This is a genomic window from Streptomyces sp. T028, from assembly GCF_048159505.1.
GTDB lineage: Bacteria > Actinomycetota > Actinomycetes > Streptomycetales > Streptomycetaceae > Streptomyces.
Map to the genome: position 1 here is coordinate 1 of NZ_JBLRVZ010000031.1, position 24,240 is coordinate 24,240.

Below are 24,240 nucleotides of genomic sequence, written 5' to 3' on the forward strand. Positions count from 1 at the left end.
ATCGGCGCCCTCCGCGTGGCCGGCAAAACCAACATCGCTTCCGCTCTGCGGCACAACGCCCGCGACGCCCGCCGACCGCTCGCCCTCCTCGGACTCACATGATCACGAACCGGACATCGAGCAACTTTGCCGATGCCCTGGTCAGCACCCCAATCAGCCCCAACTGCCAGCAGCTTCCCAAGCTGAGGGCTCAGGCCGTCGTCACGGGCCGGCCGTGGCCACTTGCTCTGGTCGACGGCAATCCCGCCAACGTGGCTGATGCCGGTGGGGGTGCAGCGAGGCACACGCGTGCGTCGTCGGTCGGCGCACCCGCCGTCGTGGCTGGCTGTCGTCGGCTGAGGTTCGTGCCACTGCCGTGCCAGATGCAGGGGTCAGCCACGGTCAACGGGGGTGTGTCGCGGTCAAGTTCCCCGTGGCCCGACCAGGTATCGAAGCTCCAGGTCAGCGCCCCCGTTCCCCCGCCTCTCTCCTAAAAGCGGGTGTACGCCAGCCAGCACGTGAAGGCGCCATGTCATCATCGGATCATGCTGACCGAGGAGGACGCGCGCCGGCTGGTGCTTGCCGAGATCGACGACGTGCGGGGCCACGTCACGTACGACCTTAAGATCCTGCGCGTGGAGGCCTTGCCGTTCGGGTGGATCTTCTACTGGGGGGCGGTCCGGGACGGTCGGAGCGGACAGCGCCCTCGGTTGGGAGGCAACGGTCCTTTCCTGGTGGATCGTGAAAACGAGCGGTTGATCCGAACTGCCACCAGCATCCCCATAGCTCGCCAGATCGAGGACTACGAACGCCGACTGCGACGCGAAGCTCACGCCCGGAACACGGCAGCGAAGCAAGCTGCGCAGCAGCCATGAGTGTCTAACTGCGTGACAACGCCGACGGACAGCGGCGGACGCACGCGAGCGTCTGCGGACCATCAGCGCAGGTGAGTGCCACACCACTCCAGGGCAGAGCCCCCACCCAAGTTGCTTCGGGACGAAGAGGTCGTGGGTTCAAATCCCGCCGCCCCGACACGGGTCAGAGGCCCATTCACGTGATCGTGAATGGGCCTCTGACGTGCGTACAGCAGCGGAGTACGCATCGCTATGACTCTTGCTGGCCGTCCTTGCTCGACGGCTCTTCCGCCCCCTTTTGCTGCTTGCGCTTCCCCTTCTTTTCCTTCTTCTGCTTGCCGCCTCCGCCCAGCGCCTTACCGAGCTTGCGGAGCGCCCGACGGGTCTCGGCGGAGGGCACGTGCGTGTAGACCTCCATGGTCACCGCGATCTCCGAGTGGCGGAGGATCTGCATCGCGATCCGGGGGTGGACGTCGAGGACGGCCGGGAGCGACGCGCAGGTGTGGCGGGTGTCATGGACGCGGATGCGGCGGACCTCGGCCCGGTCGCTGCGCCGGTTGAACTCGCGGTTGCAGTTCCTCGGCTCCACCGGGGTGCCGTAGCGGGTGGTGAAGACCAGGTCCGATTCCGTCCAGAGATGTCGGCCACTTGGCCTCGGCCGTCGGACCGATCCGCTCCGAGCCGACGCCACAGAACCCGACAGCGTGGTTGAGGCCGGTGGAGGTTCAGCGAGGCACACGCGCGTCTGATCGATCCGTGCGCCCACCGTCGTGGCTAACTTCCCTCGGCGGAGGCCGAAACCCGTGACAACGCCGCCGCCCGTACTGGAGGTAGAGATCCCCCCGGCTTGCCCTGGCCATTCAAACCCCAGCTCGAATCGGCTCTGCCGAACTCCACACGTTCACAACGGACGAGGTTCAGCCCACGAGACGCAAGGAGGGGGAGCGGCGAAGTTGTTTAATATCGAAGCATTCTGATGGACTTGCAGTGCTTCTTGAGTTGACTGAACCTAGAAGGAGGCGAGTATCTAGTGGTGAGGTGCCCGTAAGGAATGAAACCTCTAGGCACATCAACTAAGGACCCCATACGAGACCCGATAATTTAGCTGCACATCTCACCCTCTTTCAAGCGCTTGCAGCTTTTGAGAGATGATCCTCATGCGAACCGATAAACCGATTCTCCTCTTGGTTCACTCGGATCCGTGGGCACGCAACAGGCTCACTCAGGAAGTCCTAGGCTGGTCGATGATCGGCCTGAATGTGATCGCGGCCGCAAGTCGACGTGAAGTTATGGATGCCATAAAAAGAAGCCCGAAGGCGCGGGAGCTCATCGCCATTGTAATCGCCGATGGAAAATTGATCGACGGCGACGGTGAGCAATTCCTGCTCGAAATAAAGCGAATTTGCCCCGGGGCGTCACTGGCACTGCTCACTAAGTCGCGCACCGAAGTGAGCAGTAATACTATTCAGCGAATCCAAGGTACATCGGATTCTATACGGGAGGAAATTAAGCCGCTTTATGCTGCATGGCGTCCCCTCAAGCCCCGCGTAGTGGTTACCGGCCCGAAGGACACAGGAGACGCGGATGCTCTGACTGACTTTCTGTACCGAAACTCCGTTGTCTACGACTGGTCTGACGAGTCGGGGCGGGACCTCACCGTGGCGGTCGACGGAAGACGAATCAGGAATTGGACACTGGAAAGACTGTTCAACGCGCTGGACATATTTCCAAGACCTTCCAGCTCATTTTTCTACCACCCCTACGATGTAGTCATTATTGGGGCGGGGCCTGCGGGATTGTCTGCCGCGCTCAGCGCAAGTGTGAATTCCGGATTCAGCACACTACTCATCGAAAGCAACTCGCCGGGCGGAACGGCAGTAACATCTATAAATCCGATCGATAATTACCTGGGATTTCCTCATGGGATTTCCGGAACAAGACTCGCCGGGCTAGCAATCGAACAGGTTCGGGATCTCGCCCAGGTTGACTTTGCGCCGATGCTTAGGGCGCAATACATCAAACAGGACTTCCATGGTCGTTACCGAATTGGAGTGTCCAATGTAATCAATAACAAATATACCGAAGTCAGCGCCGGGATGGTTCTCCTCGCCTGCGGGACGAGCCCGAATAGGCTCAATTTGAAGCTTCCAAGGAGGGGCGTCTACTACGCCGCCCTACCCTGCGATCAGCAGCGAGAAAAAGGAAAGGAAATAGTCGTCGTCGGCGGGGGGAACTCGGCCGCCATGGCTGTCCTGCAATTTGCCGAAGACAGCGACTTTGTTTACATGGTCGCAGCCAAGGGATTCGACCGAATGTCCCAAGCATTGCAAGATCGCATATGGAAAGAGCACGACGCCCAAAACATTGAAGTAATCGAGGGATGGAGGGTGCAGAGATTCGTGGGGGACCCCCAATTGACGCAAGTGAAGCTTAAGAGCGTGGATGACACCTCTCAGCCAGTAAGAAGAATCAAGGTGTCATCAGCTTACATACTGATTGGCGGGAAACCGGACACCAAGTGGCTTCATCCGGACAGTGACAGTCAGGCACTGGGGGCCGAGAAAGTAGACCTCAACATATATGGATGCATCAAGACTGACCATCACTTGAGACCCCATAGAGGGAAGCTACCGTTCGAAACTAATCTCCCGGGTGTATTCGCTGCAGGTGACGTCCGGGTTAATGCACTGCGGCGTGTTGGGCAGGCTGTCGGGCAAGGTGCGGCAGCAATTGCCTCGATGGAAACATATGCGGCTGAACACTCTAGGGTTCTAAGAGACTTGTCGAGTCCTGCGTACAAGAGATTTTCGATAATCCGACTGGTTCCCTGACCATCCAGAGGGCCGTTCCTGGCCCTTGTCCCGTACGGAAGTGTTGGGCCACCTCACGATGGTGCCCACCCGGAGCCAGCTCGACGGCGACCGAGCCGTGGACTACCTGTGGACTAGAGATGCCTAACTTGGGCTTCGGAGACTTCTGACCTGCCCAAACGCTTCATGGTGAAGGGGCCTCCGGAGCCGTGTGCGCAGGTTCGAATCCTGCCGGGGGCACCCGTTATGAGGTGCCCAAAGACCCCGTCACCAGCGGAAACGCTGAGAACGGGGTCTTCGCGTATGTGTGCAGCCATATGCCGCCCGAAGCGGCCGTATGTCGAGGTCTGTGGACGAGGCGTGGACGGGATCTTGATGCATCACGCCAGGTGAGACCCGCAAAACGACGTGGCCCGGGACAGGTGCGGGGGCCACATCGCAAAGCGGTACGGGTCGCCCTAGTCGGCGGTGACCCCCCAGTAGCCGATCTGCACGGGCCTACCGTCGCGGTAGAGCACTGTGCAGTTCCCTTGGGCGCGGCCTGGGAAGTCCAACCGCTCGGAGTCGAGAGCGGCGTCCCACTCGTCGTAGGTGGGCCGGCCGTGTGGAGCCCACGCACGCACCTCGGTATCGGTCAGCGGTCGCATGAACGGACCGTCATCGGTGTCCGTGGCCTCGATCATGAGAGGGAAGTCCAGCACGGTGCCGGTCCCACCGGTGAAGACGTACTCCTGCCACTCCGGGTCGCGCCAGAGTTGCTCGACGGACCGTCCCTCGAAGCCGTGGCTGTCTCGCGCCAACTCGTCTTCCTGGGCCTGCCGGAACGCGGCCGCCAGATCATTCTGATACGGGCCCGTGTGGGTCCATGCGTTGCCGCCCATCCGCGTCCTCTCTCCATTCGAACTGTTTGTTCAAGAGCGGAGCGTAAGAGGCGACACTGACAGGGCACCCCGCGCCGACGGTTCTTCAGCCCGCGCTCGTCATGGAGACGTCCGGTGTCGGTCCAATTCTTGCCCGCCTGGGGTCGAGTGACGTGCAGGATCGCCCTGCCCCAACCCTCCGTAGGCAGAACGCAGTCCGGCAGGGACACTGCAACCGCCTCCGCAGGCCGCAATCCGGCGTAGTACATGCCAGCGAACAAGCCGACCAACCGCCGTCCGCGGGCACACCGGTAGCCACCGACGTACGAGAGAGCGCACAGCAAGGAGCGCGCCTGGGTAGGGATAGCGACTACCCGTGGGTCGACCTGCTTTACGGTCTTGGCGATCCGCCAGTTGATGGGGGCCATCGGGTCGGTGCGGAGTCCGCATTGCTCGATCGCGTACCGCACCGCGTTCACGAGGGTCATGCGCTTGTGTCTCTGGGTCTCGGCGGCTGCGATCATGCCGTCCTGTTTCAGCTGCAGGGCTTGCATCACCGCCCGTATGACGACCGGGTCCATCAAGTCGACCAAGGGGCGTGACGCCCTCTCCACCCAGCGCAGAGCAAGCCGCACGTCGGCGGGCGCCGTACGCGGGTCCGGCCGGGGCACGACGAACGCCCAGTCCCGCAGCGCCTGCCGCAGCAACTCGTCATTGGGGCGGCCTCGCTCGTTCCGGAGCATCGCCTGGGTGATCGCGCACAGTGCATCGTTGGTCTCGTTGCGGGTTTTCGCCGCGACCTGCGGCCAGCGCATCTCCAGATGGCCGAGCGCGGAAACATACGAGCTGGTGAAGACCGTGCCGTGGCTTGTCCCCGCAGAGACCGACTCATCAGCGGCGCCCAGTCGGACCGCTCGGACCAGCGCGGCGCCCAGCTCGTCCGCCAGCGTCCTGACTTCCGTCGCGCTTCCCGCGGAAGTGCCTCTGCCGGCCCGCGCCGCAATCACGGTCTTGCCACCACTTCTCCGTCTGGGAACGCCGTGTGTCTGCGATCCCGAACTTTTCATGACGTCCACCACCTCTCTGGCCAGGGGACGCTTTGGGCCCAGTCTCTGCGGGGTGGGACTCCGACACCCACAGAGAGGATGAGAGGTAGGATGAGTAGCATGAGCGAGCCCACCGGCAAGTATTCCATCACTATGCCGCGCGACATCGCCGAAGCCGCCAAGGCCCGCAGCGGCCCCTCCGGACTGTCCGCCTACGTGGCCGCCGCAGTGGCCCGTCAGATCGAACGCGACAATCTGAACGAGCTCATCCAGGTCGCCGAGGCCGAACACGGGCCCGTCACGGACGAGGAGATCCAGACTCTCCGCGACCAGCTCCACCAAGCCCGACAGGAGCAGACACAGGACGGGGCGAACGCCGCGTGACCCGCTCTCCCGCCGTCCCCGGTGGCACCCTCGTCCTGGACAGCGAAGGGCTGGCCAAGGCCGTGCTGCGCGATCGCACAGTCACCGGCTGGCTCACCCTCGCACGCACCGACGACCTGCGAGTGATCACCTCTGCGGCAACCCTCGTCGAGGTGGTCCACCCCCGAATCAACCGGCCGGCCCTGGAGTGGACGTTGTCCCGCCTTGTCGTCGAACCGGTCACCGAGCCGATCGCCCGCCACGCCGCCGCTCTCCTCGCCGACGCCGGCCTGCACGGCCACAAATACGCTATCGACGCAATGCTCAGCGCCACCGCCCTCGCCGCCCCCGACCCGGTCACGATCCTGACCTCCGACCCGGAGGACCTCACCACCCTCTGCAGCGGACACGCCACCGTCATCAAGATTTGAGGCCCTGACCAGCGGAAACGCCGGGCAGGGCCTTTCTTGCGCATGCCAAAACGCACACGGCCACGTTGAACAGCAGGTTGGTGGGGGTGACCGCCGGGTTGGGCACGCCGAACACGCTCAGTTGCACGGGCAGCAGGAAGACCGCACCCGAGACACCCACGGGCGCGGTCACCACCGCGATCATCAGGCCGACGGCCAGACCGTGCAGTTCCATCGGCCCTGCCACTTCGGCCCCCGATCGTTCGAATGTTCGCCCAGTATCGCCAGCACGCACTGACGCCGTCGTCAAAGGGATCTGCTACCGAGCGGGAGTGCTGAGGGACGGGACAGGCTGCGCGGAGGCCCTGGCTTGTGGCCGCCCGGTCGGCGTGCCTGATCACCAACTCGGCCGGCGAGAGTCGGCGGGCCTGCCCCTCGGCGTCAGGAGCCGGGCCGCGACCGGCTCATCGGCGTAGCCACTCTTCTGCCAGGAGTTGGTAGGAGCGCACCCGGTCGGCGTGGTCGTGGGTGATGGTGGTGATGATCAGTTCGTCGGCGCCGGTGGCCTCCTGAAGTTGTTCGAGCTGGTCGGCGACGCGCCCCGGGGAGCCGACGAACTGGGTGTCGACGCGGTCGGCGACCAAGGTCCGGTCCGCTGCGGTCCAGGCGTGGGCGCGGGCCTGCTCCGGGGTCGGGAAGGGGATGGCGCCATCGGCGGTGCGGATGCTGCGGACCCACGGGCCGTAGCCGGTGGCCAGTTCGCGGGCGGTCTCGTCATCCTCGGCGACGACGACGTCGGCGGAGACGCTGACGTAGGGCTTGTCGAGGTGGTCGGACGGCTGGAACGCGGCGCGGTAGCCCTCGGCCGCCTCCAGTACGGTGGCCGGGCTGACGTGGTAATTGGCGGCGAAGCGCAGGCCGCCTCGGCCCGCGACGTCGGCACTCTGCCCGCCGCTGCTGCCGAGGATCCATACCTGCACCTCGGCACCCTCACCGGGGACGGCGTGCGCTTCGATCCCGTCCGTGGAGCGGTAGTCGCCGCGCAGGAGTGCGAGTATGTCGTCGACCTGCTCGCCGTAGTCCTGGGGGGCGGCGCCGGGCTGGTGCAGGAGCTGCTGCTGGAGCAGGAAACGGGGCGAGCCGGCCAGGTGTTCGGGGGAGAACCGTGGCGGGATCTTCAGCCCGTTGGGGGCTCGCCCGTCGACGACGGGGGTCGTGGTCGGCCGGGGCCCTGCCGTCCGGCCGGGGGGACGTCCGCCCGAGCGGCCGAGGCCCAGGTCGAGTCGCCCGGGGTGCAGGGCGTCGATCAGTCCGAACTCCTCGACGGTGGACAGGGCGGTGCGGTGACCGAGCTGTACGGCCCCGGAGCCGATCCTGATGGTGGAGGTCGCGGAGGCGGTCAGGGCCAGTACGACTGCCGGAGAGGTCCCGGCCACGCCGGGGTTGAGGTGGTGCTCGGCGAACCAGTAGCGGGTGTAGCCGAACCGCTCGGTCTGCTGGGCGAGGTCGACGGTGTTGCGCAGCGCCTCTGCGGCGGTGGAGCCGGACGAGATCGGGACGAGGTCGAGGACTCCGAGAGGGATGCCGGACATGGTCGGGTGTTGCTCCTCAGCGGTCGGTGGATGCGGGGGCGGGGGCGGATGCGGACTCGGGTTCAGGTTCGGGCTCGGGCTCGGGCTCGGTGGTGACCGGAGCCCAGGGGAACGGCGGGTCGGGGATGCCGCGTCGCAGAACCGGGGCGATGTCGGACTGGAAGAGTTCGAGCGAGGCACGGTGCTGGGCGTGGGTGAGACCGCCTGCGTCGGCGTGCAGGTGGAGCACGCTGTGTCCGAACTGCTCGTGGTAGCGGTGCACCTTGTCGATGACTTGTTGAGGGCTGCCGATCAGTGCCGAGCTGCGTTCGACGAAGTCCTCCAGGGTGGCGAACACCGGCTCGACGCCCAGGCGTTTCTGGAACGCGAGATGGCCCTCGAACACCGGCCGATATGCGGCGACGGCCTCCTGCGAGGTGCGGGCCGCGTAGTAGCCGGCCGTTCCCGCGCCGACGACGGCCCGGGCCGGGTCGTGGCCGTAGTGCTCCCAGCGCTCCCGGTAGTAGCGGATGAGTTCGGCGTACGGCTCGATCGGGTTGGTGACGTTGGCCGAGAAGAGCGGGTCCCCGTAGCGGGCGGCGAGGTCGACCGACTCCCGGCTGGTCGCGCTGCCGTGCCAGACCCGGATGGGCTGCTGGAGCGGTCTCGGCCACACCTCGGCGTCTGCAAGCTCGGGGCGGAAGCGCGGGGAGGCGCTCACCTTGTCCTGCCGCCAGATACGGCGGAACAGCTCGTAGCTCTCGGCGTTGCGGTCCCACTGGTCCTCGGGAGTGACGTGGAACAGCTCGCGTTGGGCGGTGCCGTTGCCCTTGCCGATGATCAGGTCGAGTCGGCCCGCGGACAGGTGGTCCAGGGTCGCGTAGTCCTCGTACGCGCGTACCGGGTCGAGCAGGCTGAGGGTGGTGACGGCGGTGAACAGGCGGATCCGGGAGGTGAGCGCGGCGATGTGGCTGAGCACGACCGGTGGTGAGGAGGAGATGAACGGCCGCTCGTGGCGTTCGCCGACGCCGAAGCCGTCGAATCCGAGTTCCTCGGCCAGCAGCGCGTTGTCGATCACCTCGCGGAAGCGGTCGTTGGTGGACTTCTGGACGCCGGTCACCGGATCCGGGGCGTGCACGATGAGGGTGATGGCCAGGAACTTCACGACGCCGCCCGCCGGGTCTCCGGCTCCGCGCGAGCGTCGGGGTGTGCCAGGCCGAGGTGGTCGCGGAGCGTGGTGCCCGTGTAGTCGTGGCGGAACACACCGCGTTCCTGGAGCAGAGGGACGACGGTGTCGGCGAACTCGTCCAGGCCGCCGGGGGTGATGTGCGGGACCAGGATGAAGCCGTCGGCGGCGTCCTCCTGGACGAAGGCGTTGATGGTCTCGGCGACGGTGGCCGGGGAGCCGATGAACGACTGGCGGCCGGTGGTCTCGATGACCAGCTCGCGGATCGACAGGTTCTCCGCTTTGGCGCGCTCGCGCCACTGCCTGGCGACGGCGAGTGGGTCGCGGAACATCCGGACGCTGGCCCGGCCGCGGGCGATGGTGTTCTCGCCTGGGTCCGGGTCGATGTCGGGGAGCGGGCCGTCCGGGTCGTAGGCGGACAGGTCCCGGTTCCAGACGTGTTCGAGGTACTTGATCGCGGTCTGGCCGCTGACCTGTTGGCGTCGTACCTCGTGTGCCAGCTCCTGCGCCTCGGCGTCGGTGTCGCCGAGTACGAAGGTCGCCGCGGGCAGGATCAGCAGTTGGTCGTGGGTTCGGCCGTGGCGGGCCAGGCGTCCCTTGACGTCGGTGTAGAAGTCCCGGCCGGCCTCCAGGGTGCTGTGCCGGCTGAATATGGCGTCGGCGCCGGCGGCGGCGAACTCGCGGCCCTCGTCGGAGTCGCCGGCCTGGAAGATCACCGGTTGGCCCTGCGGGCTGCGCGGGACGTTGAACTGACCGGCGATGTCGAAGTGCTGTCCGTGGTGGACGAAGGCTCCGGCTTGCGCGTCCTTCAGGAAGATGCCGGACTGCTGATCGGCGACGATTTCGTCGCCGTGCCAGGAGTCGAACAGCTCGGTGGCGGTGGACAGGAACTCCTTGGCCCTGGAGTAGCGCTCCTCCTGCGGGAGGAAGCCGCCGCGGCGGAAGTTCTCCCCGGTGAAGGCGTCCCAGGAGGTGACGACGTTCCAGGCGGAGCGTCCGCCGGAGAGGTGGTCCAGGCTGGCGAACTGGCGGGCCACTTCGTAGGGCTCGTTGAAGGTGGAGTTGATGGTGCCGGTCAGGCCGAGATGTTCGGTGACGGCGGCGAGCGCGGACAGTACGGTGAAGGTGTCGGGGCGTCCCACCACGTCCAAGTCGTAGATCCGGCCGCCCTGTTCGCGCAGTCGCAGTCCCTCGGCGAGGAACAGGAAGTCGAACTTGGCTCGTTCGGCGGTCCGCGCGAAGTGGGCGAACGAGCTGAACTCGATGTGGCTGCCCGCCCGTGGGTCGCTCCACACGGTGGTGTTGTTGACGCCGGGGAAGTGGGCGGCGAGGTGGATCTGCTTCAGGGGTTTGCCCGTGGCCGGTGTGCCCGTGGCCGGTGTGGCCGTAGTCGGTTTGCTCATGGTCGTACGACTCCTCCGGCTTCAGGCGGCGGCGTAGCGGTTGGCGGGGCGGCCGAGCCCGAGCAGCCCGCGCAGGGTGTCCGCCTCGTAGGCATGCCGGAAGGCGCCTCGGCGTTGGAGTTCGGGCACCAGGCCCCGTGTGACCTGCTCCAGGTCATGGCCGATGACTCCGGGGCGCAGCCGGAAACCGCTCAGGCCGGCCCGGCGCCACTCCAGTAGCAGGTCAGCCAGTTGCAGGGGGCTACCCGTGAACACCTCGGCGTCGCTGGTGCAGGCGTAGCCCGCGAGGTCGTCCAGGCGGGCCTTGCGGGCCTTGGCCGCGGCGGGATCGTCGTCCAGGAACACGACCAGGTCCCCGAAGATGTGCAGCGGCTCCTCCGCGCGCCCTGCCGCGGCCTGGGCTGCACGGATCTCGGCGACGACGGCGCGGGCCTGGTCGGTGTCGTGCGGGGTGACGTAACCGATGTCGGCCGAACGGCCCACCAGTTGGTACGGCACGCTCTGGTGCGCGAGCGCGCTGACGACGGGCTGTCCCTGCGGCGGCCGGGGAGTGATCGAGGGTCCCTTGACGCTGAAGTGCCCGCCCTCGAAGTCGATGTAGTGCAGTTTGCCGCGGTCGATGAAGCGTCCGGTGGCGACGTCGCGGATCTCCGCGTCGTCCTCCCAGCTGTCCCACAGGCGGCGCACCACCTCGATGTGGTCCGCGGCCTCCTCGAAGAGGTCGGCGATCAGTTCCCGGCCGGCCGGGGTGTCCCAGTCCTCGACACGGAGGGGTGGGAAGGTTCGGCGGCCGAAGTGCGCGGCCTCGTTCTGCCGTGCCGTCACCTGGATGCGCAGGCCCGCGCGGCCGGTGCTGACGTAGTCCAGGGTGGCGATCGCCTTGGAGATGTGGAACGGCTCGGTGTGGGTGGTGACCACCGTGGGGACCAGCCCGATGTGCCGGGTCAGCGGTGCGACCCGGGAGGCGACCAGCACCGCGTCCAGTCGGCCCCGGACCTGGTCGGTGCGCCCGTCCGGCTCCGTCAGGTGCGAGGACTGCAGCCCGAGCGAGTCCTCGAACGTCACGAAGTCGAGCAGGCCGCGTTCGGCCTCGGTCACGAGGTCGGCCCAGTAACCGGCGGTGAACAGGTCGTGAGGCCGGGCGCCCGGCTCGCGCCATGCAGCCGGGTGCCAACCGGCGCCGTCCAGCGCCACGGCAAGATGAAGAGGGGGATGTGCGGACACGAAAGGGTGCCTTCCTGGTCGACCGTGTGTGATCACCGGCCCTCGCGCAGAGGGCTCACTAGTCCGATTAACGATCCGTAGCAATCCTGTGACAGACTGTCACCGCACGCCCGGCGCCCAGGCGACGTCGGGCACCCTCCTCGACCCCATAGCTGTGCAGGCTGGGCCGACCAGCGTCCGGAGGGACGTGCCACGCGGGCCGAGCGCTTCGGCATTCGGCACCAGGGCACGAAGGCGATTGGCTCACACCTTGAGCAACATGAGGGTCGCTAAGCCAATCAGAGACGCTAAGCGGAGTTGGACGGACGAAGGTGGAGAGCGTGTTGCGGTCCCATGAAACCGTCCAGAGGCTCCTGGCAGGGCTGCGCGGCGGCACCGTCCGCGATGTGAACCGCCCAGTCCAGGATCTGCACGGCCGCCCCTGCGGCCTCCAGTCCTCGGCAGTGGGCATGGTGCCTGAGGGCGATGCCGTCCAGGTCGAGGTGTCGGCCGAAGGCGGGGTGGGCGGCCAGTCGCCGTGCGTAGGCCCACAGGTGCGGATGGTCGGCGATGCGGTGCACCGCTGCGGCGTCCAGGTGCAAGCGGTGCACCGTGTCGAGCTGGACCAGGGTCACCCACAACTGCACGTCGGCGGCGGTCACTTCGTCGCCCAGGATGAAGTCCTGGTGGGCGAGCCGCCTCTCCAGTGACCCCAGGACGCGGAGCAGGGAAGCGAGGGCGGTGTGGCGTGCCGTGGCGTCGGCGTCGGCCTGCCCGGCGCGCTGGGCGGTTTCGTTGATGCGGTACGCGCAGAGGTGTTCGACGGCCTCGATCTCCGCCTCAGTGCCGTGCGGGTACAGCACGGGCCGGTCGGGGTCGTCACCGGCGAAGCGCAGGGCCAGGTCCCGGAGGATGTCCGGGGTGTGCGTGCTGACGATCCGTCCCGTCCAGGTGTCGCTCAGCACCGGTGCGACGGCTGGTCCGGGATGCCGGTGTGAACTGGCCTCGTACAAGGGGCGCAGAGCGGAGTGTCCGCCGTCGGGCCGGTCGGGCACGGCCGGCAGCAGCACCGCCGGAAGAGTCTCGCCCAGACCGAGCAGGCTGTGGGTGATGGCGATCCGCAGACAGTGAGGGCAGGACAGCGAGAGGTGGAGGCGGTAGCGGCGCGAGGTGGCGTAGTAGCCGCTGCTCGCGTCACGGCCGATCCTGCCTCGGAACGACGGCGGGGAGGGGAGGTACGGCACGGTGGTCAGGGGTGCGGCGGGCATGTGTCTCCCTGGGTCCGGGTCCGGGTCCGGCTTCTGGTTCTCAGAGGTGCGGCGGGCGGCGCACATGGGGTGGTGGGCGCGCGGCGGCGTCGGCGCGTACCCGTTGCGCGGCGGGGATGCGGTGTCGGCGGGGTACCGCCGGTTCAGCGCAGAGGGCTCGCCGCGCTGCAGACACGCAGGAGATCGATGTGGCGGCGGGAGGTCAGGAGGAGCGACGACCGGCCCACGCGCACGGGGCGGTCGGCGGGCGGCTCCAGACGCTCCATCATTTCCTACCAATTCAATAGGGATCTCTGCTCTGGAGTGTCCGGCGGCCTTCGTGCCACGTCAAGAGGGCGTACCCCTGTCTCGCCCGGTGTCTCACATGATGGAAGGAAGGCGCTACGCCGCCCGGTCCGCCTCGCAGGAGGCGAGCAGTGCGCGCACGGCCCCGACGGCGGCATCGGTCGGAGACGGGTCGGAGCCCACTCGCGCGAGACGCTGAGCCGGACCGGCGCAACCGCGGGGAAGTCCCGGCGCAGGGTGAGCCCGTCGGGGTTCTCCGGCTCGTTGCGCTCGACGACCGGCGCGCCGGGGATGGTGCCGTCGCGCTCGCGCGGCGCGGCGTAGCGGATGTCGACCAGCAGCGAACCGGAAGCGGCCGCTTCGGCGACCTCCAGCGGGTCGAGCCGGTCCAGTTCCGTGTGGGCCGAGGCCGCGCCCCTGCCCGGCGCCCAGCCGCCGCTCGCGGTCGATAACGTCGGCGAGTTCGAGCGTCCGCCGCCCTCCGCCAGAAGCACAGACGGGTGTCGATCACGGCGCGCGGGCCCCATCGCGGGGCGAGGGCCATCGCGGAGTTCGGGAGCCCGCGAAGGGGACCTGGGCTGCAGGCTGGGCGGCTGCGTCTGCGGGCGTGGAGTCAGAAGGGGTGCGCGAAGCGCTCGTTGAAAGGGCGGTGGTGGGCGTCGGGTGGGCCCACAGTCCCTGGGCTGCGAGGCGCGGCAGGACGTTCTCACCGAACCAGTACGCCTCCTCCAGGTGCGGGTAGCCCGAGAGCACGAACTCGTCGATGCCGAGCCGGTGGTACTCGGCGATCCGTTCGGCCACCTCGGTGTGGCTGCCGACCAGTGCCGTGCCGGCTCCGCCGCGCACCAGACCGATGCCGGCCCACAGGTTCGGGTGGATCTCAAGGCCGTCGCGGCCTCCGCCGTGCAGGGCGAGCATGCGCTTCTGTCCCTCGGACTCGCTGCGGGCGAGCCCGGCCTGTACGGCGGCGACGGTCTCGGGGTCGAAGCCGTCGAGGAGCCGCTGTGCCTCGGCCCATGCCTGCTCGGAGGTGTCGCGAGTGATGACGTGGAGGCGGATACCGAAGCGGATGGTCCGCCCCTCCTTCGCGGCCAGGGTCCGGATCCAGGCGATCTTCTCGGCGACGGCGGCGGGCGGCTCGCCCCACGTGAGATAGACGTCCGCGTGGCGGGCGGCGACCTCGCCCGCGGCAGGTGAGGAGCCGCCGAAGTAGATCTCCGGCAGCGGGTCGGGTACCCGGGCGAGCCGCGCGTCCTCGATCCGGAGGTGCTCGCCCGCCAGATCCACGGTCCCGCCGTCCCACAGCGCGCGGACGATCTGAAGGAACTCGTCCGTGCGGGCGTAGCGGGCGTCCTTGTCGAGGAAGTCACCGTAGGCGCGCTGCTCGTGGCTCTCCCCGCCCGTGACCACGTTGAGCAGCAGTCGGCCGCCGCTCTGCCGCTGGAAGGTGGACGCCATCTGCGCGGCGAGTGTGGGCGAGACGAAACCGGGCCTGAAGGCGACCAGGAACTTCAGGCGTTCCGTGTGCCGGCTGACCATGGCGGTGGTCAGCCAGGCGTCCTCGCACCAGGCGCCGGTGGGGGTCAGCGCGCCGGTGAAGCCGAGGTCCTCGGCGGCGCGGGCGATCTGGGTGAGGTAGCCGATGCTCGGCGGCCGGTCGCCTCCGGCCGCGGTGACCGGGGTGCCGTGGCCGCCGCCGACGACATGACGGCTGTCGCCGTTGGTGGGAAGGAACCAGTGGAAGGTGAGGCTCACTTCAGGCTCACGCCTTTCGCTCGTCGTGGTCGGCGGTCACGGTCAGGCTGCTCGTCCGGTGGCCGTCGGCAGGGCCGTACGGCTGCCGAGGGCTTCGGAGAACTGGTCGACGACCTGGGCGAGGGCCTCGGCCGGGCCCTGCGCGACGGTCAGGGTGCGGTCGTCGCCCACCGTGATGTCCTTGTCGAGCGTGAACCAGCCCTGGACGATGTGCGCGGCACCCATGGAACTGAGCACCGGGCGCAGCGCGTAGTCGATCGCCAGGACGTGCGCCGTGGTCCCGCCGGTCGCCAGCGGCAGGACCGTCTTGCCGACCAGGGCGTACTGCGGCAGCAGGTCCAGCAGGGACTTCAGCAGCCCGGAGTAGGCGGCCTTGTAGACGGGGGTGCCGATCACCACCCCGTCCGCCCGCTCGAACAGGGCTGTGGCCTCGACGATCGCCGGATGCCGGAAGTCGGCGCCGAGCAGCGCCTCGGCGGGGATCGTGCGGACGTCCAGCGGGATCACCTCGTGCCCCTGTGCGATGAGCCGGTCGTCCAGGTGGCGCAGCAGCCGTGCGGTGCGGGAGGTGGCGGAGGGGCTTCCTGAGACGGAGAGGACGGTGGACATGAGGAGACCTTTCAGGAGTACCAGGTGGGCTGGGACGTTCGGGCCGTCCCCGCGCCGCACGCGGCCGTCGCGGTGTGCGTCATCGGGCCGTGTCCGCCCCGTCGGGCGAAGCGGCCGACGGGGCGGGGCAGGCCAAGGTGGTCGCGGAGGGTGCGGCCGGTGTAGTCGGTGCGGAAGATTCCGTGCTCGCGCAGCGGCGGTACGAGTTCGTGGACCACGGCGGGCAGATCGGCTGGGGCCGAGGCCGGGAGGAGGTGGAAGCCGTCGGCGCCGGCGGCCGCGTGCCAGTCGGCGAGCAGTCCGGCGAGGTCCGCGGCGGTGCCGGTGAAGCGCACGGTGTCGACGGCTGGGAGTGAGTGGGGTCCCGGCCCGGCTCCACCGCCGAGATCGACGGCGACCCGTACCAGCACCCGCAGCGCGTCCGGGTCGCGTCCGGCCTCCGCCGTCCGGTGCAGGAGCGCCGCACGGGCGAGCCGGACGGTGGCCGGCTGATCGACGTCCAGCAGTACGACGTCGGCGTGGCCCGCGGCCAGTTCCCACTGCCCGTCCGAGTCGTGCACATCGAGGGTGACGGCGAGGGGCGGCCGCCCCTGCGGCGGGCGGGGGACCGTGGACGGCCCGCGGACGGAGACGTACGGGCCGTCGAAGTCCATGGGGTGGAGCCGGTCGCCGGCGGTGCGACGGCCGGTGGCGGCGCCCCGTGTCTCCGCGTTGTCCTCCCAGCTGTCCCACAACCGGGCGGCGAACTCGGCGACGTCGGCCGCCTCGGCCCACAGCTCGGCGGCGGATGCCCGGGGCAAGCGGCCCACGGTGTGGGCCTCGGTGTGGGCCTCGGTGGTGGAGACGTCGACCTGCCAGCCGGCTCTGCCCTCACTGACGAAGTCCAGGTTGGCAAGGGCGGTGGAGGTGTGGAAGGGCTCAGTATTGGTGGTGGTCACGGTCGGGACAAGGCCGATCCGGCTGGTCACGGGGGCGACGCGGGCCAGTACGGCCACCGCGTCGAGCCGGCCGCCGCTGTCGCCGCTGCCGTCGGGTGGCGGCGTGGGGGTGTCGCCGACGGTGACGAAGTCCAGGGCGCCCTGCTCCGCGAGACGAACCAGGTCCGCCCAGGGTGCGGCGGTGAGGGGTGCGGTGGGATCGGCGCCCGCGGGGTGGTGGCCGGTCCCGCTGAGTTCGATGGAGAGGTGGAGTTCGCGGGGCATGACCTCGTGTCCTGTACGAAGGAGTCCTGCGCGCCGGAACGAGTCCTGCACGCAGGCGTGAAGGAAGAGAAGCGGAGGGACAGGGGCGCGGAGGCGTGCGGCCTCCGCGCCGGGTCCGTTATTTGTTGGTCTTGGGCAGGCCGGGCGGGTTGATCTCGGACGTGGTCACGGCCTCGTCGGACAGGCCCCAGCGCTGAAGGACCTTCGCGTACGTGCCGTTCTCGATGACCTCGTTGAGCGCGTCGGCGAGCGGCTTGACCAGGCCGCTGTCCTTCTTGGTGGTGGCCGCGATGAGGCCCTGGAGAGTGGAGCCGGCACCGGAGTAGGTACCGACGACCTCCGTCTTTCCCGTGGTGGCCGCGTGGTAGGCGGCGGTGGGGTTGGGGCCGAGGTAGAGGTCGATGCGGCCGGACTGGAGGGCGAGGTAGGTGTCGCTGTCGTTCTGGTAGTACTTGATGTTCACCGGCTTGCGGCCGGCCTCCTCGTTCTCCTTGCTCCACTCGATCAGCAGCTTCTCCTGGTTGGTGCCGCTGCCCACGGCGACCGTCTTGCCCGCCACGTCCTCGGGCCCCGTGACCTTCAGACCGCTGCCCTTCTTCGCCTCGAAGCCGAGGTTGTCCTCGCGGTAGGTGGCGAAGTCGTACTTCTCCTTGCGCTCCTCGGTGACGGTGATGTTGCTGAAGCCGACGTCGTACTTGGCGCTGTCGAGGCCGACGAAGATGTTCTCCCAGGAGACCGTGTTGATGTGCAGCTTGAGGCCGAGCACGTCGGCGACCAGGGAGGCGATGTCGGGCTCGACGCCGATGACGGTCTTGTTGTCGGTGGCGAAGAAGGTCAGCGGCGCTGCGGAGCCGGACGAGTCGACGATCTCCAGGGTGCCTCTCTTTCGGATCTTCTCCGGGACCTCGGCGGCTATCGAGTCGACCTTGTCGGTGGTGATGCGGTCCTGGTCAGGGCTGATGTTGATCTTCGTCTTGCTGCCCGACGCGGCCGCGACCTCGGTCGTGCCGCCGTCATCGGGGTTGCCGCAGGCGGCGAGGACGAGGGCGGCGGTCAGTCCCAGCGCGGCTGCGGTGGTGCGGCGAGTGATCGAGGTGGACACAGTCGTGCTCCTTGCTTACGGAAAGGGGTGAGGGGTGGTCAGAGGACCTTGGAGAGGAAGGCGCGGGTGCGTTCGTGCCGCGGGTCGTCCAGGACTGCCGCGGGCGGCCCCTGCTCCACGACGACACCGCCGTCCATGAACACCGCCGTGTCGGCGACCTCGCGGGCGAAGCCGATCTCGTGGGTCACGACGATCATGGTGGTTCCGGTGCGGGCCAAGTCCTTGATGACGTCAAGGACTTCGCCGACCAGTTCCGGGTCGAGCGCCGAGGTGGGCTCGTCGAAGAGCAACACCTTCGGTTCGAGGGCGAGCGCGCGGGCGATGGCCACGCGCTGCTGCTGGCCTCCGGACAACTGCCGTGGATAGGCGTCGGTCTTGTCGGCGAGTCCGACCCGGTCCAGCAGCCGGCGGGCGGTCTCCTCCGCCTGCTTGCGCGGGCGTCGCAGCGCGGAGACGGGTGCCTCGACGAGGTTCTCCAGGACGGTCAGGTGCGGGAAGAGGTTGAAGTTCTGGAAGACGAACCCGATGTTTGTGCGCTGCTTCAGAACGTCCTTCTCCTTCAGTTCGTGCAGCTTTCCGCCGGAGCGGCGGTAGCCGATGAGTTCGCCGTCGATGCTGATCCAGCCGCGGTTGACCTTCTCCAGGTGGTTGATGGTGCGCAGCAGCGTGGACTTGCCGGAGCCGGACGGGCCGAGGATCACGGTGACCTCGCCGGCACGAACCTGGAGGTCGACGCCGCGCAGCACCTCCAGCGGGCCGAAGCTCTTGTGGACGCCGTGGACGTCCACCATCACGCCGTCGGCCGTCGGCTTCGCGTCCTTGACGGCCACCGTCACGTCGCTCATCGGCTGTCTCCCAAGGGTTTCAGGGGTATGACGGGCTGGTTGGGCCGGGCGGCCGCCGCGCGCAGGTTGCGGACGAAGCGCCGGGCGCGCTGGAGCGGGGTGGGCGGCGGGGTGCGGTTGGCGCCCCGGGCGTAACGGCGCTCCACGTAGTACTGGGCGACCGACAGCAGGGAGGTGAGGACCACGTACCAGGCGGTGGCGACCAGCAGCAGCGGGATCACCCGGCCGTTGCGGCCGTAGATCACCTGCACCTGGTAGAACAGCTCGCCGATGGACATCACGTAGACCACCGAGGTGCCCTTGAGCAGGCCGATGATCTCGTTGCCGGCCGTGGGCAGGATGGCGCGCATGGCCTGCGGCAGCACGATCCGGCGGATCTGCCGCAGCCGCGGAATGCCCAGCGCGGCGGCGGCCTCCAGCTGTCCGTGGTCGACGGCTATGACGCCGCCGCGCACGATCTCGGCGGCGTAGGCGGCCTGGTGCAGCGTCAGCCCGATGACGGCCGCGCCCATGGTGCCGATGATGCTGTTGCTGTCGACGGACCAGAACACCGGGCCGAAGGGGATGCCGAAGCCCAACCTCTCGTACAGCGCGCTCAGGTTGAACCAGAACACCAGCTGGACGATCATCGGGATGGACCGGAAGATCCAGATGTAGGTCCAGGCGACGGTCTGCAGCACCGGGCTGTGCGAGAGCCGCATGAACGCCAGGACCGTGCCGAGGAGAAAGCCCAACACCGTGGCGTAGGCGGTGAGTTGGAGGGTCACCCACACCGCCTGGACGATCGTCTCGGACAGCACGTAGTCGCTGAAGACGCCCCATTCCCAGACCGGGTTGGTGACCAGCCCGTGCACGAACTGGGCGACCAGCACGATCACGGCCACGGCCGCGACCCAGCGGGCGTAGTGGCGGGCGGGGACGACCTTGAGCGAGGTCGGGTCGTCCGGCGTGGGAGGGGCTTCGCGGCCGCCGCCCGGGATGGCCGCGCCGGGCGGCACGGTGTCGGTGGTCGGTCTCATCGTGGTGTTCCTGCTCAGCTCTTATGTGTGCTCGGGCGGGTTGATCCGCGACGTGTCGATCGCGGAGGGGGAGGTGCCCCACTTCTTGAGGATCCGGGCGTAGGTGCCGTCCTTGATCAGCTCGTTGACGGCGGCCTGGAACGCCTTGGTGAGCGGGGAGCCCTTCTTGAAGGCGAAGCCGACGTCGAGGCGGTGGTACTCGCCGAGGAAGGTGGTCTGCGAGGCAGGTTGTGCCGCCTGGTAGCGCAGGCCGTTGATGGTCGACATGATCACGTCGATCCGGCCCTGCTGGAGCGCGGTGACGGTCGCCCCGTTCTCCGAGTAGACCTTCACGTCGTACGGCTTCTTGCCCGCCTTGGCGCACACCCCCTTCTGCGCGGTGAGGGTCGCCTCGAAGGTGGTGCCGGCTCCGGTGCCGATGGTCAGCCCGCACAGCTGGGTGAGGTCCGTGACCTTCGTCGTGAGTGCGGTGTTGCCCTTCTTCACCGCGAAGCCCTGGCCGTCGTTGATGTAGGTGACGAAGTCGACGGTCTTCAGGCGCTCGCTCGTGACCCCGAAGTTGCCGGTGCCGAAGTCGTACTTGCCGCTGCCGAGGGCGGGCAGGATCGTCTCGAACGAGGCGTCCTGCCGCTCCAGCTTCACGCCGAGGACCTTGGCCACCGCGTCCGCGATGTCGATGTCCTGGCCGGCGGGCGGCTTGTCCTGCCCGTTCGGGTAGTACGCCCCGGGCGGGAATCCGATCGAGCTGCCGACCCGCAGCGTGCCGGACTTGCGGACGGCGACGGGCAGCAGGGCGGCGACGGAGTCCACCTTGCGTACGGCGGCGACCGGGTCGTCGGTCGGCGCGGGGGATGCCTGAGCGCCCGCCGGTGTGGTGCCGGAGGTGTCGCCGGAGCCACAGGCGGTCAGCGCCAGTACGGGCAGCAGCGCGACGGTCGCGGCGATGCGCAGGCGGGTTCTGATCGGGCGAAGGTTCACAGGTCGGCTGCCTTTCCCGTGCGTGCTGTGCGTGCGTCGGCCGGCAGGTGCTTCTCGAAGGGCAGCGGGCCGATGGTTTCCGGGTCGGCCTCCGTGTCGAACAGCGGGGTGTAGCCGGTGGCCAGGTACAGGCCGCGGGCCTCGGGCTGGCGTGGACCGGTGGTCAGGTAGATCCGCCGGTAGCCGCGGGCTCGCGCCTCACGTTCCAGCTCGGCGACGACACGGCGGGCCAGGCCCCGCCGACGGTGGGCGGAGTGCGTCCAGATCCGCTTAAGCTCGGCCGTGGTCGCGTCGTACCGGCGGAAGGCGCCGCCCGCGACCGGCTCGCCGTGTTCGAGGAGCAGGAGCAGCACGCCGCCGTACGGCGCGGTGAACTCCTCGTCCGGATAGCGGGCCAGTTCGGCGTGAGCGTCCCTGCCGTAGCGTCGTGAGTACTCGTCGCCGAGTTCGCGCAGCAGGGGCTTCACTCTCGGGTCGGCGACGGTGACCTGAGCGATCGCCAGTTCGGGCGCGGACGTCATCCGTTCACCGCCGCCAGGTTCTGCGTGCCGCGCGCCGCCCGTTCGGCGTCGCGCTTGGCGACCTCCTCGCGGACGATCGGGATCACGTACCGCCCGAAGTCGATCGCGTCGCCCAGCAGGTCGTAGCCGCGGGCGGAGAGGATGTCGACGCCGAGGTCGTAGTAGTCCAGCAGCGCCTGGGCGACCGTCTCCGGGGTGCCGACCAGGGCGTTGGAATTGCCCGCGCCACCGGTGGCGGCGGCCGTCGGGGTCCACAGGGCGCGGTCGTAGCGCTCCCCCGCCTCGGCGATGGCGAGCAGCCGCTGCGAGCCGGAGTTCTGTGGCTGGGCGTGCCCGTTGTGGCGCTTGGTGATCGCCTCGCCCTTCTCCTTGCGGGCCTTGATCGCGCCGACCGTGCGGTGGGCCTTCTCCCAGGCCAGTTCCTCGGTCGGGGCGATGATCGGGCGGAAGGCGACCTGGATGCGGGGCACGTCGGTGCGGCCCGCGGCCTTCGCTGCGGCCTTGACGTTCTCGATCTGCTCGGCGGTCTTCGCCAGGGGCTCGCCCCACAGGCAGTAGATGTCGGCCTCGGCGCCACCGGCCTCGTACGCCGCAGCAGAGGAACCGCCGAACGACACGTTCGGGCGGGGCTGCTGGACCGGGAAGACGTCGCTGACGAAGTCGTGGAACCGGTAGTGCTCGCCCTCGTGGTCGAAGGGCTCGTGCGTGGTCCAGATCTTCTTGACGATCCGGATGTACTCGCGGGTGCGGGCGTAGCGCTCGTCCTTGGTGAGGGTGTCGCCTTCCCGGCCCTGTTCGTGGTCGTTGCCGCCGGTGATGAAGTGCACGGTCAGCCGGCCCTCGCTGATCCGGTCGAGGGTGGCGAAGGTCTTGGCGGCGAAGGTCGGGTACGAGACGTTGGGCCGGTGGGCGAGCAGGATCTGGAGGCGGTCCAGCCTGCTCGCGATGTAGGCGGCGGCCGGCGCGGGGTCGGGCGATCCGGAGCCGTAGGCGAACAGCACCCGGTCCCAGCCGTGGTCCTCGTGCGCCCGGGCGAGCCGGAGCGTGTACTCCTTGTCGAAGGCGGCGCCGGAGCGCGGGGTGGTTTCGGAGCCGTCGTTGGTGGCGGCGATGCCAAGGAACTCCACGGGCATGGGAGATGGCCTTTCCTCAAGTCCTCTGGGGCCGTGCCGTGGGCAGCACGCGGGCACGGCGGAGCAGCCCTCGGCGCGGCCGGGTGTGACGGCGCTTCAGGGTGCTGGGAATCAGGTGGTGAGCAGGTGTGATGACGCCGGGGCAGGGGCCTCGGGCGAGGTCGGGCGGCGGCAGCGTGTGTCAGGTCCCGCAGGCCCGTCGTCCGTACGCGGATTCAGCGGATTCAGCGCGGATTCAGCGCGTGTTCCGCGTGTGTTCAGCGCGTGCGTACGACGGTGCCTGCGAAGGGAGGAACTCGGCCCGCGACGGGGTCACCGAGGGAGGGAAGGGCCGGTCAGACGGCCCGCTGCCGCGTCAGGCGCAACACGCGGCGGACCACACCCGACCGAAGTCGATGTGGTCACGGGTGACCAGGCGCTGCTCGGCATTCATGCGACTAATTGAGCAGTACATCTCGCTTCCCGTCAACCACGGCCCGGATGCCGGACCGGCACCCAGCAGTTCCTGGGCGTGGTTGACACAGGCGCGCGGTGCGCCCATACGATCGAGGACGGACCGGCTCCGCCGCGCGCGGCAGCCGTACCGGCCGCGTTGAGGGACGCGGCGAGCGTGATGACGCCGAAACCCAGCCACCACCACCCCGCACCGGCACCCCGCACCCGTGCTGCGTGTGCGCGGCATCCACGAACGTGCGCTGCCGGGTGGTCACCGACGCCCGCGCCTCCCTCCCCTTGGAGAAGCTCCTGATGGTCTCGCCATCCGACATCACCGTTTCCGCCCGCGTCTCCGCAGCCGTCCCGCCTGCAAGACATCTCAAAGGCTCCAGCAGCCAAGGCCCCGACGACGATGTACCGCGGATCGTGCCGCGCCGACACGTCGGCCGCCGGCTGACCGCTGCCGCCGCGCTGCTGGTCTTCGCGATGGTGGTCAACTCCGTCGTGCGCAACCGCGCCTTCCAGTGGGATGTGGTCGGCCGGTACTTCACCACCGCCGCCGTGCTCGACGGGCTGCTGCTCACCCTGTGGCTGACCGGCGTGGTGATGGTGCTCGGCTTCCTGCTCGGCACCCCGCTGGCCGTGATGCGGCTGTCCGCCAACCCGGTGCTGCGCACGCTGAGTTGGGGCTACGTGTGGATCTTCCGGTCCACCCCGCTGCTGGTGCAGCTGCTGTTCTGGTTCAACATCGGCGCCCTCTACCCGACGCTCGGCCTCGGTATCCCCTTCGGGCCCGAGTTCGTCACCGTCAAGACGGTCAACCTGCTCGGCCCCACCCTCACCGCCGTCATCGGCCTGACCCTGCACGAAGCCGCGTACGCCGCCGAGGTGGTGCGCGGCGGCATCCTCTCCGTCGACGCCGGCCAGACGGAGGCCGCCCAGGCTCTCGGTATCGGCAGGCGGCGCACCCTGCGCCGGATCGTCATCCCGCAGGCGATGCGCTCCATCGTCCCGACCGCGGGCAACATGCTGATCGGCACCCTGAAGGGCACCAGCATCGTCAGCGTGCTGGCCGTGCACGACCTGCTGTACTCGGTGCAGCTGGTCTACAACCAGACCTACCAGGTCATCCCGCTGCTGATGGTGGCCACCCTCTGGTACATCGCCGTCACCACCGTGCTCGGCGCGGGCCAGTTCTACGTCGAGCGCAACTACGCGCGCGGCTCGGCCCGCGCGCTGCCGCCCACCCCCCTGCAGAGGCTCAGGGTCCAGCTGGCCGCACTCCGTGCCCGACTGGAGAGGGCGACCGCGCCCAAGGCCCGCCCGGCGATCGACGGTGACCGGTGAACCCACCCGCGATGTTGCCTTCCCTACATTTCCCATCGATTTACTAGGAAAGCATT

The 24,240-nt window shown here is 68.5% G+C and carries 21 protein-coding genes and 1 pseudogene; 5 read left to right on the plus strand and 17 right to left on the minus strand.

Features of this window, described 5'->3' with window-relative positions; genetic code table 11:
* Nucleotides 1-524 precede the first annotated feature (524 nt).
* Nucleotides 525-854, plus strand: a complete 330-nt coding sequence (locus ACLZN2_RS28790; protein ID WP_416982185.1) for a hypothetical protein — start codon at nucleotides 525-527, stop codon at nucleotides 852-854.
* A gap of 229 nt (nucleotides 855-1,083) precedes the next feature.
* Here the strand turns inward: ACLZN2_RS28790 and ACLZN2_RS28795 are convergent, their stop codons facing one another.
* Nucleotides 1,084-1,599, minus strand: a complete 516-nt coding sequence (locus tag ACLZN2_RS28795; protein WP_416982187.1) for a tyrosine-type recombinase/integrase — start codon at nucleotides 1,597-1,599, stop codon at nucleotides 1,084-1,086.
* 382 nt (nucleotides 1,600-1,981) lie between these two features.
* Between ACLZN2_RS28795 and ACLZN2_RS28800 the strand changes: the two genes are divergently transcribed.
* Nucleotides 1,982-3,664, plus strand: coding sequence for an FAD-dependent oxidoreductase (locus ACLZN2_RS28800; RefSeq protein ID WP_416982188.1), 1,683 nt, complete (start codon nucleotides 1,982-1,984; stop codon nucleotides 3,662-3,664).
* A gap of 437 nt (nucleotides 3,665-4,101) precedes the next feature.
* Here ACLZN2_RS28800 and ACLZN2_RS28805 read toward each other — a convergent pair whose 3' ends face one another.
* Nucleotides 4,102-4,524, minus strand: a complete 423-nt coding sequence (locus ACLZN2_RS28805) for a hypothetical protein (RefSeq protein WP_416982190.1) — start codon at nucleotides 4,522-4,524, stop codon at nucleotides 4,102-4,104.
* Between the two features lie 1,145 nt (nucleotides 4,525-5,669).
* Between ACLZN2_RS28805 and ACLZN2_RS28810 the strand changes: the two genes are divergently transcribed.
* Nucleotides 5,670-5,933 carry a CopG family transcriptional regulator gene (locus ACLZN2_RS28810; RefSeq protein ID WP_257540608.1) on the plus strand — a complete coding sequence of 88 codons (264 nt, stop codon included), beginning with the start codon at nucleotides 5,670-5,672 and terminating at the stop codon, nucleotides 5,931-5,933.
* Nucleotides 5,930-6,343 carry a DNA-binding protein gene (locus ACLZN2_RS28815; protein WP_416982191.1) on the plus strand — a complete coding sequence of 138 codons (414 nt, stop codon included), beginning with the start codon at nucleotides 5,930-5,932 and terminating at the stop codon, nucleotides 6,341-6,343. Before ACLZN2_RS28810 ends, ACLZN2_RS28815 begins: the two co-directional genes overlap by 4 nt.
* A gap of 61 nt (nucleotides 6,344-6,404) precedes the next feature.
* On the opposite strand, the pseudogene ACLZN2_RS28820 reads toward ACLZN2_RS28815, so the two are convergent.
* The 15 genes and pseudogenes from ACLZN2_RS28820 to ACLZN2_RS28890 all read right to left on the minus strand — a co-directional run.
* Nucleotides 6,405-6,557, minus strand: a pseudogene (locus tag ACLZN2_RS28820) (sulfite exporter TauE/SafE family protein); the annotation flags it as partial.
* Between the two features lie 229 nt (nucleotides 6,558-6,786).
* A complete protein-coding gene (locus tag ACLZN2_RS28825) occupies nucleotides 6,787-7,914 on the minus strand; it encodes an LLM class flavin-dependent oxidoreductase (protein ID WP_416982192.1) in 1,128 nt (375 codons plus the stop codon).
* A 16-nt stretch (nucleotides 7,915-7,930) separates the two neighbouring features.
* Nucleotides 7,931-9,058: an LLM class flavin-dependent oxidoreductase gene (locus tag ACLZN2_RS28830; RefSeq protein ID WP_416982193.1), complete on the minus strand. Its 1,128-nt coding sequence runs from the start codon at nucleotides 9,056-9,058 to the stop codon at nucleotides 7,931-7,933.
* Nucleotides 9,055-10,482, minus strand: coding sequence for an NtaA/DmoA family FMN-dependent monooxygenase (locus ACLZN2_RS28835; protein WP_416982194.1), 1,428 nt, complete (start codon nucleotides 10,480-10,482; stop codon nucleotides 9,055-9,057). The genes ACLZN2_RS28830 and ACLZN2_RS28835 overlap by 4 nt, the downstream gene beginning before the upstream one ends.
* A 21-nt stretch (nucleotides 10,483-10,503) precedes the next feature.
* On the minus strand, nucleotides 10,504-11,706 hold the full coding sequence (locus tag ACLZN2_RS28840) for an LLM class flavin-dependent oxidoreductase (protein ID WP_416982195.1): 1,203 nt from the start codon (nucleotides 11,704-11,706) through the stop codon (nucleotides 10,504-10,506).
* A 287-nt stretch (nucleotides 11,707-11,993) separates the two neighbouring features.
* A complete protein-coding gene (locus ACLZN2_RS28845) occupies nucleotides 11,994-12,953 on the minus strand; it encodes a glutathione S-transferase C-terminal domain-containing protein (RefSeq protein ID WP_416982196.1) in 960 nt (319 codons plus the stop codon).
* Nucleotides 12,954-13,745: 792 nt separating this feature from the next.
* Complete coding sequence (locus ACLZN2_RS28850; protein ID WP_416982197.1) at nucleotides 13,746-14,993, minus strand: LLM class flavin-dependent oxidoreductase; 1,248 nt, start codon at nucleotides 14,991-14,993, stop codon at nucleotides 13,746-13,748.
* Between the two features lie 42 nt (nucleotides 14,994-15,035).
* Nucleotides 15,036-15,602 carry an NADPH-dependent FMN reductase gene (gene ssuE, locus ACLZN2_RS28855; RefSeq protein ID WP_416982198.1) on the minus strand — a complete coding sequence of 189 codons (567 nt, stop codon included), beginning with the start codon at nucleotides 15,600-15,602 and terminating at the stop codon, nucleotides 15,036-15,038.
* An 11-nt stretch (nucleotides 15,603-15,613) separates the two neighbouring features.
* Complete coding sequence (locus ACLZN2_RS28860) at nucleotides 15,614-16,804, minus strand: LLM class flavin-dependent oxidoreductase (RefSeq protein WP_416982199.1); 1,191 nt, start codon at nucleotides 16,802-16,804, stop codon at nucleotides 15,614-15,616.
* Nucleotides 16,805-16,922: 118 nt separating this feature from the next.
* A complete protein-coding gene (locus ACLZN2_RS28865; RefSeq protein WP_416982200.1) occupies nucleotides 16,923-17,906 on the minus strand; it encodes an ABC transporter substrate-binding protein in 984 nt (327 codons plus the stop codon).
* A 38-nt stretch (nucleotides 17,907-17,944) separates the two neighbouring features.
* Entirely contained in the window at nucleotides 17,945-18,751 is an 807-nt protein-coding gene (locus ACLZN2_RS28870) for an amino acid ABC transporter ATP-binding protein (RefSeq protein ID WP_416982201.1), read from the minus strand.
* Nucleotides 18,748-19,770, minus strand: coding sequence for an amino acid ABC transporter permease (locus tag ACLZN2_RS28875; protein WP_416982202.1), 1,023 nt, complete (start codon nucleotides 19,768-19,770; stop codon nucleotides 18,748-18,750). The genes ACLZN2_RS28870 and ACLZN2_RS28875 overlap by 4 nt, the downstream gene beginning before the upstream one ends.
* Before the next feature lie 21 nt (nucleotides 19,771-19,791).
* Nucleotides 19,792-20,748 (minus strand): ABC transporter substrate-binding protein, encoded by a 957-nt coding sequence (locus tag ACLZN2_RS28880; protein WP_416982204.1) that lies wholly within the window; start codon nucleotides 20,746-20,748, stop codon nucleotides 19,792-19,794.
* Nucleotides 20,745-21,269 carry a GNAT family N-acetyltransferase gene (locus ACLZN2_RS28885; protein ID WP_416982205.1) on the minus strand — a complete coding sequence of 175 codons (525 nt, stop codon included), beginning with the start codon at nucleotides 21,267-21,269 and terminating at the stop codon, nucleotides 20,745-20,747. Before ACLZN2_RS28885 ends, ACLZN2_RS28880 begins: the two co-directional genes overlap by 4 nt.
* Complete coding sequence (locus ACLZN2_RS28890; protein ID WP_416982206.1) at nucleotides 21,266-22,402, minus strand: LLM class flavin-dependent oxidoreductase; 1,137 nt, start codon at nucleotides 22,400-22,402, stop codon at nucleotides 21,266-21,268. The genes ACLZN2_RS28885 and ACLZN2_RS28890 overlap by 4 nt, the downstream gene beginning before the upstream one ends.
* 747 nt (nucleotides 22,403-23,149) lie before the next feature.
* On the opposite strand from ACLZN2_RS28890, the gene ACLZN2_RS28895 reads away from it, so the two are divergent.
* On the plus strand, nucleotides 23,150-24,184 hold the full coding sequence (locus ACLZN2_RS28895) for an amino acid ABC transporter permease (protein WP_416982421.1): 1,035 nt from the start codon (nucleotides 23,150-23,152) through the stop codon (nucleotides 24,182-24,184).
* Nucleotides 24,185-24,240: the final 56 nt, after the last annotated feature.

Bases quoted from the DNA above. Each gene is read 5' to 3' on its own strand.
- ACLZN2_RS28825 (WP_416982192.1), bottom strand. From the start codon at position 7,914: ATGTCCGGCATCCCTCTCGGAGTCCTCGACCTCGTCCCGATCTCGTCC.
- ssuE (WP_416982198.1), bottom strand. From the start codon at position 15,602: ATGTCCACCGTCCTCTCCGTCTCAGGAAGCCCCTCCGCCACCTCCCGC.
- ACLZN2_RS28845 (WP_416982196.1), bottom strand. From the start codon at position 12,953: ATGCCCGCCGCACCCCTGACCACCGTGCCGTACCTCCCCTCCCCGCCG.
- ACLZN2_RS28835 (WP_416982194.1), bottom strand. From the start codon at position 10,482: ATGAGCAAACCGACTACGGCCACACCGGCCACGGGCACACCGGCCACG.
- ACLZN2_RS28800 (WP_416982188.1), top strand. From the start codon at position 1,982: ATGATCCTCATGCGAACCGATAAACCGATTCTCCTCTTGGTTCACTCG.
- ACLZN2_RS28810 (WP_257540608.1), top strand. From the start codon at position 5,670: ATGAGCGAGCCCACCGGCAAGTATTCCATCACTATGCCGCGCGACATC.
- ACLZN2_RS28790 (WP_416982185.1), top strand. From the start codon at position 525: ATGCTGACCGAGGAGGACGCGCGCCGGCTGGTGCTTGCCGAGATCGAC.
- ACLZN2_RS28890 (WP_416982206.1), bottom strand. From the start codon at position 22,402: ATGCCCGTGGAGTTCCTTGGCATCGCCGCCACCAACGACGGCTCCGAA.
- ACLZN2_RS28895 (WP_416982421.1), top strand. From the start codon at position 23,150: ATGGTCTCGCCATCCGACATCACCGTTTCCGCCCGCGTCTCCGCAGCC.
- ACLZN2_RS28885 (WP_416982205.1), bottom strand. From the start codon at position 21,269: ATGACGTCCGCGCCCGAACTGGCGATCGCTCAGGTCACCGTCGCCGAC.
- ACLZN2_RS28875 (WP_416982202.1), bottom strand. From the start codon at position 19,770: ATGAGACCGACCACCGACACCGTGCCGCCCGGCGCGGCCATCCCGGGC.
- ACLZN2_RS28870 (WP_416982201.1), bottom strand. From the start codon at position 18,751: ATGAGCGACGTGACGGTGGCCGTCAAGGACGCGAAGCCGACGGCCGAC.
- ACLZN2_RS28860 (WP_416982199.1), bottom strand. From the start codon at position 16,804: ATGCCCCGCGAACTCCACCTCTCCATCGAACTCAGCGGGACCGGCCAC.
- ACLZN2_RS28805 (WP_416982190.1), bottom strand. From the start codon at position 4,524: ATGGGCGGCAACGCATGGACCCACACGGGCCCGTATCAGAATGATCTG.